The organism is Dyadobacter beijingensis DSM 21582, from assembly GCF_000382205.1.
Taxonomy (GTDB): domain Bacteria; phylum Bacteroidota; class Bacteroidia; order Cytophagales; family Spirosomataceae; genus Dyadobacter; species Dyadobacter beijingensis.
Genome location: NZ_KB907787.1, coordinates 1231492 through 1245430, shown reverse-complemented (window position 1 = coordinate 1245430; position 13939 = coordinate 1231492). Strand labels below are relative to the sequence as shown.

Annotated in this window: 7 protein-coding genes; all 7 read right to left on the bottom strand. The window is 52.9% G+C overall.

Annotation, left to right across the window (positions count from 1 at the left end):
- Positions 1 to 144: 144 nt before the first annotated feature.
- Complete coding sequence (gyrB, locus tag H144_RS0112345; RefSeq protein ID WP_019942377.1) at positions 145 to 2100, bottom strand: DNA topoisomerase (ATP-hydrolyzing) subunit B; 1956 nt, start codon at positions 2098 to 2100, stop codon at positions 145 to 147.
- Between the two features lie 252 nt (positions 2101 to 2352).
- The gene (locus H144_RS0112340; protein ID WP_229207891.1) at positions 2353 to 3801 is read right to left on the bottom strand and encodes a hypothetical protein; all 1449 of its coding nucleotides are present in this window, start codon (positions 3799 to 3801) and stop codon (positions 2353 to 2355) included.
- Between the two features lie 388 nt (positions 3802 to 4189).
- Positions 4190 to 7357, bottom strand: a complete 3168-nt coding sequence (locus tag H144_RS0112335; protein WP_019942375.1) for a PVC-type heme-binding CxxCH protein — start codon at positions 7355 to 7357, stop codon at positions 4190 to 4192.
- Between the two features lie 44 nt (positions 7358 to 7401).
- Positions 7402 to 8295 (bottom strand): ThuA domain-containing protein, encoded by an 894-nt coding sequence (locus H144_RS0112330; RefSeq protein WP_019942374.1) that lies wholly within the window; start codon positions 8293 to 8295, stop codon positions 7402 to 7404.
- A gap of 174 nt (positions 8296 to 8469) precedes the next feature.
- Positions 8470 to 9207 (bottom strand): hypothetical protein, encoded by a 738-nt coding sequence (locus H144_RS0112325; protein ID WP_019942373.1) that lies wholly within the window; start codon positions 9205 to 9207, stop codon positions 8470 to 8472.
- Positions 9208 to 9289: 82 nt separating this feature from the next.
- On the bottom strand, positions 9290 to 10603 hold the full coding sequence (locus H144_RS0112320) for a vanadium-dependent haloperoxidase (protein WP_019942372.1): 1314 nt from the start codon (positions 10601 to 10603) through the stop codon (positions 9290 to 9292).
- Positions 10603 to 13914, bottom strand: a complete 3312-nt coding sequence (locus H144_RS0112315) for a VCBS repeat-containing protein (protein WP_019942371.1) — start codon at positions 13912 to 13914, stop codon at positions 10603 to 10605. Before H144_RS0112315 ends, H144_RS0112320 begins: the two co-directional genes overlap by 1 nt.
- Positions 13915 to 13939 lie beyond the last annotated feature (25 nt).

Sequence of the window (13939 nt, the reverse complement as noted above, 5' to 3'; positions counted from 1 at the left end):
CAGGATGGCAATAAAAATTCAACGAATCTAAACAATCTATTGTTTTCGGGCCGATGAAGTTTGTGTTAAATTTTCGTTCCAAAAAAGAAACGGATGACCGTGTTTCACAGCCATCCGTTTCCCTATTGCGGTTTAAGCTAATGACTACACGTCTACACGGGCGTACTTCGCATTTTTCTCGATAAAATCGCGGCGGGGGGCTACTTCATCGCCCATCAGCATCGAGAACAGGTGATCGGCCTCGGCAGCGGATTCCACAGAAACCTGTTTCAAACTTCTTCGTTCCGGGTTCATCGTCGTTTCCCACAGCTGTTCCGCATTCATTTCTCCAAGACCTTTGTAACGCTGCACGTTCACCGAGTCTTCCTTGCCGGCGGCAATCTCGCGGATCGCCTCCTCACGTTGTTGCTCGGTCCAGCAGTAGCGCTCTTCCTTGCCTTTTTTCACGAGGTACAATGGCGGCTGGGCGATGTAGATATATCCGTTGTCGATCAAAATCTTCATATAACGGAAGAAGAATGTCAGGATCAGCGTACGGATGTGGCTGCCATCGATATCGGCATCGGTCATGATCACGATCTTGTGGTAACGCAGCTTATCGATGTTCAGTGCGCGCTCGTCGCCGTCCTTACCGATCTGCACGCCCATGGCAGTGAACATGTTCTTGATCTCTTCGTTTTCGTAGATCTTGTATTCCTGCGCTTTCTCCACGTTCAGGATCTTACCACGCAGCGGAAGGATCGCCTGGAATGCGCGGTTACGACCTTGCTTGGCTGTTCCACCCGCCGAGTCCCCCTCGACGAGGTACAGTTCGCACACATTCGGATCGGTTTCGGAGCAGTCGGAAAGCTTTCCGGGAAGTCCGGTACCGGTGAGAATGTTCTTGCGCTGCACCATTTCGCGCGCTTTTTTCGCGGCGATACGGGCTTTGGCAGCCAGGATCACCTTGTCAATGATCACACGGGCTTCCTTAGGGTGTTCGTCGAGGTAAGTATCGAGCATTTCGGCCACAACCTGGCTTACGGCGGCGGTTACTTCACCGTTACCGAGCTTGGTTTTGGTCTGGCCTTCAAATTGCGGCTCGGCCACCTTAATGGAAATAACGGCTGTCAGACCTTCACGGAAGTCGTCACCGCTGATCTCCACCTTTTCCTTGGCCAGAATACCCGATTTCTCGGCGTAGTTCTTCAAGGTACGGGTCAACGCGGCCCGGAACCCGGAAACGTGCGTACCGCCTTCAATCGTATTGATGTTGTTCACATAAGAAAACACATTCTCGCTGTACGACGTGTTGTACATCATCGCCACTTCCACGGGGATGGCGCCTTTGTCGCTTTCCATGTGGATCGGCTCGGGAATGAGCGGTTGGCGGGTCGCGTCGAGATAAGTCACGAACTCGTTCAGACCGACTTCGGAGTAAAATTCCTCCTGGCGGAATGTGCCGTTCTCCTCTTCCTCACGTTTGTCTTCCAGCGTAATACGGATGCCCTTATTGAGGTAAGAAAGCTCCCGCAGACGGGTAGCAATGGTTTCGTATTTGAATTCGGTTACGGAGAAGATGGTCGCATCCGGCAAGAAGTGGATGATCGTACCGGTCTTGTCCGACTCGCCGATCACGCGCGTGGCGTAAAGCGGCTTGCCTTCGCTGAATTCCTGTTCGAATATCTTGCCCTCGCGGTGTACTTCTGCGCGCAAATGGATAGACAGCGCGTTCACGCAGGATACCCCTACCCCGTGCAAACCGCCGGAAACCTTGTATGTGTCTTTGTCAAATTTACCACCAGCGTGAAGGACCGTCAGTACGACTTCGAGAGCGGATTTGTTCTCTTTCGGGTGCATCCCGGTGGGGATACCACGACCGTTGTCTTTAACGGTAATCGAATTATTTTTCTCAACAGTAACGTTGATGGTGTCGCAGTACCCGGCCATGGCTTCGTCGATCGAGTTATCCACAACCTCCCATATCAAGTGGTGAACACCCTTAAACCCGGTATCACCGATATACATCGCCGGACGCTTACGAACGGCCTCTAAACCTTCAAGAACCTGGATATTTTCAGCCGAATAGCTGTTTACTTCTAGCACTGCTTCGTTTGACATATAGTTTGTTTTACACTTGGATAAAAAGAACCATTATCTGGCTTTTTAAGCACGTAAAGATACGAATTTTTTATGGTTTTACCTAGCAAAAACTAATGCAAACCCGCCATTCGCCGCGGCTTTCGGAGCAAATGCGAAGTTCGGCGCTTAATGGGCCAAAATATGATATTTCTGTGTTGGCTGTCCGCTTTCCGGGATACCTGCCACCACTGATCAGGCGCCATTTGGAGGCGAGTAAGCGGACACGCCCGTTTACCGAAGGGCATACCCGTTACCAGTCGATACCAGCGAACGGTCGAGGCGGTAAAATGACTTGCGCCCGCTGCCCGAAACATCCAGAATGCCCATCGAATAGACGCCCGGCGCAAAGTCGTCGTAGCGCAGCTGGGTATTGAAACCGTTTTTATAATAATGGCCGCTGGTGACGATGTTCGCCCTCGCTTCCACTTTCGGGGTAGCATTGAGCAGGTAAGTAACGCCTGTCGAGTCGTTTTTCAATGCGAGAAAACGGTCGTCGAAAAAGTCCTTGCGCTGCGGGGAGGCATTGCTCGACACAAAATAGTAGGTCAGTTCTTCCTCGCCATCCCGCACAATGCGATGAATATCCCAGGTTTCAAGGTATAAAGTCGAATCCGGCGCCACCTTGCCGCTTTCGAACAGCGCATTCACCTCGTCTTTCGTCACCACTGGCTCGGGGAGTGAAAAGAATCCCTTTTCCCAGGCCGGCAGCAGGTAGAAATTACCGTATTGCACGATCGATTTTTCCACCGAAAACATATTGCGGGTATTCCGCCAGTTGTAAATATCGGCCAGGTAGGTGGTCCTTTTCGCCGCAACGACATTTGTAAACCGGTAATGCGAATAAGTCCAGTAGCATATGCTGAGCGTCAATACCGTGACGTACACCCATTTCTTTTTCATAAAATCGGTGTAATACAGTAAAAACAGGTAGAAAATCACCGTCGACAATGCCGCATACAGCTGAAAACGGCTGGCAATGGTGGTACCGGCCCACGACCGGAACAGCGCCACTACCGTACTCGAAATAAAAATGAATGCAAAAAGCGTCAGCAGCTCGATCGTACCCGGCCGGATGTCAGCCGGTTTTGGGAAATACACGCTGGCCACGCGGATGGTTACGAGCGCCATGCAGCCTATGATCGCCGCCCCCCAGATCGCCGAAAAGAATTCAGGTTCCATCCACAACGACATTTCCGAACCCACAAAACCAAACAACGACGAAAAGAATAGAGCCGCACTTTTCGGCAAATTAACCGCTTGTCCCGATTCATAGCCCGCCAGATATATAGCCAGACAAATGATCATAAAGATGGCCGTCAAAATCGCCTTGCGGAAATCTTTGTAGCAAAGGAAAAGGAATATGATCGCCGGAAATGAAAGTATGCCGTTGCCGTGCGTGAATGTCGCCAGGAAACAGCATACCATAGCCCCGTAAAAAGCAGCCGAAGTCCCGCGTGAGGCAAGGGTAATGGCGGTGACCAGAAACGCGGTAAGGTACGTATGCTGCATACCGGTAAGCGCCCAGCTCGAAACTTCGTGGTATAAGGGGTGAAAAAACAGGAACGGGACGGGCACGAAATAGTAAAGCGGCAGTTTGGCCTTTTTGAAATTGAGGTAAATGAAATAGAAAATATAAATCACATTTACCGACACCAGGAATATGTAAAAGCGGAAATTCAAATGCCCGGTGATCCAATATTCAATCAGTGATATAAATCTGGGAACCACCGCTTTATGGTCGTTAAAAGTGCGGAACATTTCCCTCACAACACCTACAAAACCGGCCTTGTTTTCGGAAATGGCTTCGATAAACTGAATGAATAAAAAGTCGTCCTGAAAGGGAAAATTGACTGAATAATGGAGATTATAAAGAAAATATAAAAGTATAACCGTACAAATAGCGACAACTGATAAAAATCGAAGCATGAGCAATGGCCTTAACGTATAGAATGTGATAGGGATAGGTGTTAGTAACCGAAAAATGACGATTTAATTGCAATAAAAAAACGAAGAGCGGAAGAAAATCCTCCGCTCTTCAAATATGTGATGTAGAATTACTTGCCTTGCTTTACAGTTTCTCCAATGGATGCTCTTTTAAAAGCTGGTCAGGCGAATAAAAATCCTTCTTGCTCTCCGTTGCGGCGCGCACCTGCTTCACTTTTTCGGGCGAAATGGCCGGTCCTTTGTTGCCGAATGAATTGCGGACGTATGTGAGCACAGCCGCAACTTCATCGTCTTTGAGCAAGCCCGCGAACGGCGTCATCGGCACCTGGCCGGGGTATTTCTTGCCATTCACTTCAATAGGCCCCAGCAAGCCCTTCAAGGCGATCTTGATCAGACGCTCGTCGCTGCCCATAATCCAGGGGCCCGCGAGCGGCGGGAAGCCCGATGCTTCCAGACCTTTGCCGTCGGGCTGATGGCAGGTGCCGCAATAGCCTTCCTTGGCATAAATCTGCCTTCCCTGGTTGAACAGGATCAGGTCGTTGCCTTTCAGGTTGGTAGCGGCCACTACCTGCTTCTCTTTCTTCACGTTCTCGCCTTTCAAATGCGCTTCCGCGGCTTCGAAGGCATGGATCGTCCAGTCATCGAGCGGCTTCTTCTTTGCTTCGGCCAGCACCGGCAGGCCTTTTTCCTTACCAATCCACGACGCCGCCACGATCGCCATCAACCGCACCCGGCTATTCTCGTCGCGTGCCGCCTGCGTGAGCAGTTCGGCCTGATCGGGCACCTGGTGACCGGTATAGCGCACCACCTGCACCGCTGCGGCACGGGCGTGGTAGTCTTTGGCATTCAATACCTGTTTCAGAAGTTTCTGATCCACCTTGTCCATCCCCCAGCTCACCCACAGGCCTTCCAGCAAATGATGCTCGTAGCGCGGGTCGCTTTTGTCCAGTTTCGCCACCCACGCATTCAGTTTCGGCAATACCTGCGATGCCTCGCGTCCGCGCAGCTCGCGGCGGGTGCGGTAGCGGGTACGGTATTCTGGCAATTTCAGGTTATCGAGCAGTTCTTCGATGCTCGCACCGTCGACCTTCGCAGGCGTAACGAGCGGGCGCGACGGGTAGGTAATGCGATAGATACGGCCGTGGGAGTGGTCACGCAGCGGGTCGCGCGCGTTGTGCTGCATGTGGCCGATAAGGATATTGTGCCAGTCGATCACGTACAAGGAGCCATCCGGCGCGAATTCCATATCCACCGGGCGGAAATTGCGGTCCTCGCTCACGACCAGGTCCTGGCGGTGATGGCTTTTGTAGCCGGTACCCTCGTCGGTCAGCGTGTGTTCCTTCGTTCCGAGGAAACCGATGGTGTTGTTGATCAGGAAATCACCCTGGATATCATCCGGGAAATGCCGGCTCGAAACAAATTCGAGGCCCGAAGTAGGGCGTACACGGTGCTTGTCCTCCACGAGCTGTACCGATTTGTGCGTGGCCTCACCGTAACGCGGCAACACGCTTCCGGGCAGCATCCAGCGCACATCCGGGCTGGATGTTTCGGCAAAAAACGGCTGGCCCCAGTCGTCGAATGCGATACCCCACGGGTTAGGGATCGAGAGCTGGGCGGTTCTTTCCAGTTTCTTCAATTGCGGTGCATAGCGATAGAAGCCGCCGTTGGTAGCACGTACCGGACCGTAGGACGTTTCGACATTCGTATGCAGGAAAACGCCTTCACCGGAATAGATCGCACCCGACGGGTCTACCGTGAATGCGTGGCTGTTATGGTGCGTGTCGTGGTCGTCGAAACCGCTCAGCAGGATTTCCTCTTTATCCGCCTTGCCGTCGCCGTTTGTGTCGCTCAGCAGTTTCAGGTTGGTGCCCTGCGAAACGTAAACGCCTTCTTTGGCAATCTCGAAACCCAGCGGCAAATGCAGCCCATCGGCGAAAACGCTCTGTTTGTCGGCCTTGCCGTCGTTATTGGTATCTTCAAAAATGATGATCTTGTCGTTCGGCTTCGAATCGCCCGGCTTGTAATGCGGGTAGCTCGGCATGGTGGCTACCCACAGGCGGCCTTTGTTGTCGAACGACATTTGCATGGGCTTCGCCAGGTCGGGGAACTCCTGCTCCGAAGCAAACAGCTCTATTTTATAGCCTTCCGGCACTTTCAGCTTTGCCAATGCGTCGTTCCCGTACAGGTACGTGAGGCTGCCGTTTTTCTCCGGGTTAAAATTGGTTTTCACCTGCGGCAATGTGCGGGTACTCTTGTCGGCCGCCGCCAGGTCCGTCTTTTCACCTTTCGAAGCTGCCGTCCAGATAGCCTGATCGCGAATGTCGGTCAGCTGGCGGATCTTCTCGATTTCCGCTGGATAGTTATCCGGGCCGAATGGATTGTAGCGCCGGCCATACACGTGTACGCCATTCGGGATTTTGAAATCGTTGTGCCACATCCAGTTCTTCTCGTCCACGGCAGCCTTCACCAGCTCGCGGCTTTTGGCTTTTGCGGCACCTTTTCCGAAAATTTTATCCACCAACAGCACTCCCAGTTTTTTATAACCTTCCGCATTCAGCTGCGAACCATCGATGGTCAGGTCTTCTTTCGTTTCGGCATACCATTTCTGCGAAGGCGTGAATGCGTCGACGAACAATACCTTGTTCTGATCGGCCACCTCTTTCATGGCATTGGTATAAAGCAGCAGATTGGCATTCTCCTTTTTGCCGTTCGGCAGGTCGAATTTCGCCGAAAGGTCTTCGAAAGCGATCGGCGAAACGATCACCAGCTGCGGCGCCGAAGTACCGTTGTATTTCTGCTGCAATGTCCATTTGATGAATGCATCGAGCTCGGCCTTGTAGTTGGCCAGCCCGGCTTTTCCTTCGAAAGACTCGTTATACCCGAAAAACGAAATAATGACATCCGTTTTCAGGCGGGTGAGCCATTGGTCGGGCGTTTCCAGGTGGCCTTCGCTTTGCGACGGGTTAGCCAGCTCGGTTTGGAATTTCTCGGCGCCGGGGAATGCCCAGGGCGTGTTGCGGCTCGCATGCGGACGGAAGCCCGGCGTATCGCCGCCGTCGCACATATTGCGGATCACGAGGTTGTCGTCCGGGTAACGTACATACAATTCCGTTTCGAAATTGTCGTAGTTCATCATCCGTGAGCCCAGGTTGTTGCCGATCAGGGAGATGTGCGTGCCCTTGCCGATCTTGACCGGCACAGGCTGGTTCAACTGGAATGCGCTGAATGCAATCACTGCCAGTCCAAATGCAATGAGCGATGAATAAACGCTGATTTTTTTGGGTTTAGACATTTGAAAAGATTTTAGATTGGGTTTTAGGTAGCGTTATGTAAATCTTACTTGGCTTCGCGGTAAGGCACCTGGATGTCCATTTTGCCCTTCCATTCCTTCGGGATTTTGAGGCCCAGCTCGTAATGGATCGCATTGATCACCAGCCGCTGAAACGGCTCCTGCCTGAAATCTTCGGGGTGACCGAGCGTCGTCATGAACACTTTACCGCCGAACGAGTTAGTCCCCGTCCAGGCCACCGGGTTTTCGACCGCCTCCTTGTCCGGATTCACCGATTTGCCCATCAGCAGCCAGGTAGAGCCTTTGGTAGGATAATCGGGCAGCACGCGGTATAGCCACGAACGCGCATGGAAAGGGCCGGTAACGCCGGTCAGGATCGGATTTTTAGCTTGCTCGGGGATCACCGTCACGTCGGTGCTGCTGTTATGGCCGTAATGCGTGTGCTTCGCGGCCCCGCCCCATCCCGGAGGCGCATTCAGTGCGAATTCGCCGAAAGCGTTCCATTTTTCGCTCTCATGTCCTTTGGGAAAATTGAATGCGTGCGTGGTCGTGCGGAATCCCATCACCGGTTTGCCGGTTTTGAGATAGGCCTCTATGTGCGCGAGCTGGTCGGGTGGCAATTGACGCCAGCGGAGGTAAAATACGGCCAGATCGGCATCCTTCAATGCTTCCAGACCGGGGATATTCTTTTCGCTGTTGTGATCAGGGTAGGCTTTTAGGACGATCGTGCGCATCCCGTAATTCTTTTCGAGCTCGGCGGCTACGATGGGCAAGGTTTCTTCGCCGCTGTACTCGTGGTCGCCTGTAACGAATACGACGAGCGGAGCGCCGCCCTGGGACTTCTTGTCTTTTCTAGCGGCTTGCGCGGTCGCCGTCTGCACAGCGATCATCCCTGCAAATGCCGCAAAGAGGAAGCAAATGCAGAATTGTTTCAATTTCATGATGAATGGATTAAGGTTCAAGCTTAGTGAGTAAAGGGATATAATAGGAAGACTGATTAATGCAATTTTTCCCCTAGTTAGTTATAAATGAAATGTAGTGTATCCTGTGTTGTCCTGTTTCCAGGCACAGAAAGCGCACTCATTTCATCAAGGGCAATAAACTATCTGATTGGATCACAAAAAACGAAACCCGATCGTCAGCGAAAACCGGGATAAATCCACGCTGTCGTCTTTCGATAAATGCAGCGTTTCGGTGTTGAATTCGGTTTTGCGCCGGAGGCGGTAGATGGCTCCCATCATGGCGGTGCCGGTGAGATTGAGGGCGAACCGCGGACTGATGGGCTGTTCGATACCGACGCTGACGCCCCAGTTCATCGTTTTGCCCGTAAATGTGAATGGCTGTCCCTTGACGGCGCTTTTGTTTTCGTAAGGCTGGTAGCCGAGCAGCAGGGAAGTAAGGATGGCTGTTTTGCCGTTTTTAAGAAAAGAGCGGTGGATTACCGCGCCGCTCAGATGCTGGATCGTCACCTTTTCGCTTTGCGTGCTATCCATTCCGGCATTGCCCTTGTACATTTCGTAGCGAATGCCGAACCCCACGTGTTTCCAGGGAAAATATGCCATGTCGCCGCCGAATGCGATACCGGATTTGAGATCTTTTAAATACTCCTGCTCATCGTGGCTCACCACACGGCCGGCGCGGAACAGGCGGTAGGCATATCCGCCATTCAGGCCGAAACTCCATCGGGGAAGTGCGGGATCGGCGGCTTCCTTTTCCTTCACGATGGCCTTTTTGGGGCTGTCGAATGCCTCTTCCCGGTCTTTCTTCCATTCGGTAATGGATGCTTCCTGGGCAAAGGCGCATTGGCCCGTGATGCCCAAAACCAGTATTAATGCTGCAAACGATCTGACCATTAGCTGTGCGGAACGCGGAGATTTCAAGAACCCAAAACTACTATTTTCAGGCCATATTCGGCTTTACGGGTTTCAGAAAATGTCAGATCGCCGGTTTTACGCCGGCCTTTTTCAGTTTTTCAACGATAAATGTCCCTATGGCCCTGCCCTGCGCCTGGCCGTTTTCGATGGCGTCGCGGTAGTGGATGCCGCCGTAAAGCCTCGATATGGCCGCTTCCTCCGAAGCCTGACGGAACGATTTGAAATCGCGGGTCGGGAGGTCGAAAATCACCTCGGTATCGTCTCGAAATGCAAAGTTATCGCCCAGGAAAAAGGTCAGCGTTTCGGCCACAGCCGTAGAAATGACGCTATGGCCGCTGGTGTATTCCGGAAATGGCGGTGTTTGGAGCAGCGGTTGCCATTTCGGGTCGATCATCCGGTTGATAACCGTCTCCGGGCGCACCCGGCTGCTCCGGTACTTCTCGTCCCAGCAGCTGATGAATGCGTCCATCAACGTCGCCGCGACGAGCGAATGCACCATGATGCCTTTGTCTAGGTCGAGGTTCGCTTTGGTGGTGGCAATACCGGTAATGTTCATCCAATGCCCTCCCGGACTGATTTTCTTGAAACCGATATTCATATGCCCCGACGTGTTGATCGCGAATGGGTTACAGTCCCAGTACGAAGCGATGAAGCGCTGCGGTTCGGTCAGGTTTTTGCCCGCGTCGTACACTTCTTTGGCCAGTTTATAAAATGCGCTGGTGCTGTCCTTGCTGAATTCCACCGGCGGCTTGGGCACGAATTGCGCGCTGGAATCGATCAGCACCGGACGGATCGTCTTCCAATGCGGCTCCACGCCCTCGATGTAGCCTGGCGGGGTCGGGTACCAGTAGGCATCGCCTTTTTTCGGACGGTAGCGGAGACGGGTACTGAGTTTGAGATAACCATCGGTAGCGGCGTCTGCGGCGATTTTTTTTGCTACTTCCTGCGCCACGGCAATCGATTGGTCGATCGTCGCCTGCGCATGCCCCTCGCGCAGCAACGCGATCACAAGCTTTTTCTCATCTTCTTCGAGCATATAGCCCGATGGAATGATCAGCCGGCCCGTTTCGAGAATGCAGTACAACGCGGCGATCTGGTAATTGTAATCCTTCGCGGCAATGGAAGCAGGGTTAATGCTTTTGGTAAATACCGTCGGCGCGACGATCTGCCGGTTGTTCCGTGCCACGATCTCGTGTGCGCCCATGAGGCAATAGGTGTAAAACCGGCTAGCTGCCGGCGGGTTCACCACGTCGTGGATCATCACCATCGTCACCGAAAACACGGCTGGCTGCAAATGCTTGCGCAGCTCTTCCTTCGCAGGTTTGGCAAAAAGAGTTTGGGAAACTATCAATAAAAGCAGGAGAATCCGACGCATTACTTTCTGGAATTTTTGTAAAACTGTAACGGCTCGTTGAATGCACCGATTACGATAAATGGCTGGTTACCAATGCGGACTTGTACCGCGGATTTCACATCGCCCAGCACCGACAAGCCCGACTGCGGCTGCGCCACAAACCGGAAACCGCCCTTGCCGTCGCCCGCGAACAGGCTGCCGTAGTTGGCGTCCATACTACCGAGTTTGAGCCGGTTATCGGTTTTATTGCCCAAAAGCAGCAGGTCGGCGTGGCCGTCGTGGTTATAGTCGCCGCTCAGGATCGCGCATACGGGCCCGAACTGCGCTTGCGCAGGCATGGCGATTTTCTCAAAACGGCCATTGCGGTTCATGAAGCATACGCTCCGCAGCTCGCGCACTTCCAGCTTGCCGGCATTGGCGAGGTCGGCGGCGGGGATCACGTCGGGCATGCTGGCATTCGCATAGTCGCGGTAGAATGAGAATTTCTTCCGCATCGGGTATATCTGGTCGTTCAGCTCGTCGCGGCTCACGAACGGGTAGGACTTGCCCTGGACGTAGAAGTTAAAAAATGGATCAATGGAGCCATTTTTGTCGAAATCGGCGAAGTACAATTCTGCCGGCTCATTGTCGGAGGCTTTGATCTGCGAGTTCCGGCCGAGGTTGCCTGCCAGCAAGTCGGGCTTGCCGTCGCCGTCGAGATCCGTGATTTGCAGGGTATTCCAAAAACCGCTCTCCGCGTTGGCGAAGTAATCGGCTGTTTTGTCTTCAAAATCCTTCCCATTGAAGCTAAAAACCTTCACCGGCATCATTTCACCTACGATCACGAGCTCCGCCTTGCCGTCGCCATTCAAGTCTCCCCATTGCGCGTCGGTGACCATTCCTATCTTGAAAAATGGCGATTCACGGGCCTCGAAGCGGCCCTTGCCGTCGTTCACGAGCAGGTACGACGCCGGGGCTTCCGGGTAGCGGCCGGGGATAATGCGGCCGCCCACGAACAAATCGAGGTCGCCATCCTTGTCAAAATCATAAGGCCGCACGCAAGACTTGCTGCTCGCCTTCATATTCGGCACCGATAGTACCGAGAGGTTCAGCCCGCCCTTGCCGTCGCTCAGGTAGAGCTCGTCCTGCAATGCCACGGTATTCGGCTCAAACATCGAATAGCCGCCTTTGGCAATGTACAAATCATCAAATCCATCCCCATTGGCATCAAAAAACAGGGCAGCGGAAATGGCCGACGTTTGCTCGTCGCCGATCGCAAAACCCGGCATTTCGCGGAAAGTACCGTCTTTCTGCTGCAACCAGATTTTGGCCTTTTTGTTCTGGTCGCCACTTGTGAAAATATCGTCCAGGCCGTCCTTGTTCACATCGCCTTTCGCCACCACGGGGCCCGTCTGCGAATACATCGAGAGCATGAGCGGCTGGCGTTTGAAATCATTTTCGCTGAAACCCTCGTGCTGGTAGGCGATTGCGGGCAGCTGCTTTTCAAACAATGCGGCCGTTTCTTTCTCCCCTTTTTCGGCCTTTTTGCTGCCGCTTTTTTCGACCACGAGCAGCTGGTTGCCTTTTACGTTCGTCAAAACCTGGTCGGTACCATCCGGCCACAGGATTTTCACCGTATCGACGGCCGATGATTCGCCGAGCCCGAAATGCAGCCGCAGCGGGGTGCAGGAGAGATAACCACGGTTGGGGCTCACTTCCTGGTATTGCAGCGAGCCGTTGTTTTTCAGGTAAACCCTCGCTCCTATCCCGCTCGCATTACCACCGTTTTGTTTGAGTTTCAGTTGAAGCCAGTTGCTGTTTTTAACCTCGCTGGCCGTGTTTTGGTATACAAATGCGGGTTCGTTGATATTGTTCACCACCAGGTCGAGGTCGCCGTCGTTGTCCAGGTCGGCGTATACGGCACCGCTCGAAACCGAGGCGTGGTCCATTCCCCAAACCTGCTGCATTTTGGTGAATGTGAGGTCGCGGTTGTTTTTGAAAATGTAATTGGCCAGCATCGTCGAGGGCATCGCTTTCACGAGGTCCATCAGCTGGAACGGCTCCTTATCGATGGCCCGGCGGATCTTGTAGTCCCCCCAGTATTTGAGAAAATCCTTATTGGTGTAATCCCTCAGATAGCCGTTCGATACGAACAGGTCTTTATAACCGTCATTATCGAAATCGGCGAACAACGGCGTCCAGCTCCAATCGGTGTTCGATACGCCGGCAAACTGCGCGATTTCGCTGAAAGTCCCGTCGCCGTTATTCAGTTGCAGCATATTGCGCATGTACTGCTTCTGCAAATCCTGGCCGACCATGAGCTCGAAAGACTCGTAATTTTCCTGCAATTGCAGCAGTTTCTGGCGCTGGTTGTCCTCGGGCAGCATGTCGAGCGACATCACGTCGGGCAGGCCGTCGTTATTGAAATCGGCAATGTCTATACCCATCGAAAACTGCGCCAAATGCCGGAAATACTGGCGGGTAACGTCCTTGAATGTCCCGTCCTGGTTGTTGATGTAGAGGTAATCGGGTTCGTTATAGTCGTTGGTCACGTAAATGTCCTGCCAGCCGTCGAGGTTCACGTCGGCAATGGCAATGCCGAGCCCGAATGTGAGCGGGTACTGGTGTATGCCGGCTTTCTGGGTGACTTCTACAAATTGGTTTTTCCGGTTTTCAAAAAGCTTGTTGCCCGCGAGCGCGTCCGTCTGCGTACGGAACTTGGCGAGCTCCATGTTGTCGATCTTCTTGGTGGTATGGTTGAGCAGCATCATATCCAGATCGCCATCGTTGTCGTAATCAAAGAAAGCGGCCTGGGTGCTGTATGAGAAGTTGTCCAACCCATACTCCTTCGCCTGTTCGACGAATTTGAGATTGCCCTGGTTGATAAACAGCTGGTTTTTACGGTCTTCGTCCTTCACTTTCCCCGAATAGCAGATATGAATGTCCAGCAGGCCGTCGCCGTTCACATCGGCCATGGTCACGCCGGTTTTCCAGCCGCCTTTGCGGCCTTCGAGGCCCTTGCCGGCGGATGCGGTAATGTCTTTGAACTTCATCCTGCCGCCGGTAGCGCCGAGGTTCAGGTATAATTTGTTGGAACCCATGTTCGAGGTGAAGAAAATATCCTCGAAACCGTCGTTGTTAATGTCCCCGACCGCGACACCGCCGCCATTGTAATAATATTCGTAGGACATCACATTCTGGTTCTCGGTTTCGCTGATGGGGTTCACGAAATCGATCCCGGTTTGTTTCGCATCGAGCAGGCGGAACAACGGGTTCTGCGCCCTGACGTCGGTGTAATGTAATGTCAGCAGTAAAAAAGCAGGCAGGCAAAAGAGGATACCCTTGTGATTCATTGAGCGTGCAGTACCGATTTAGAAA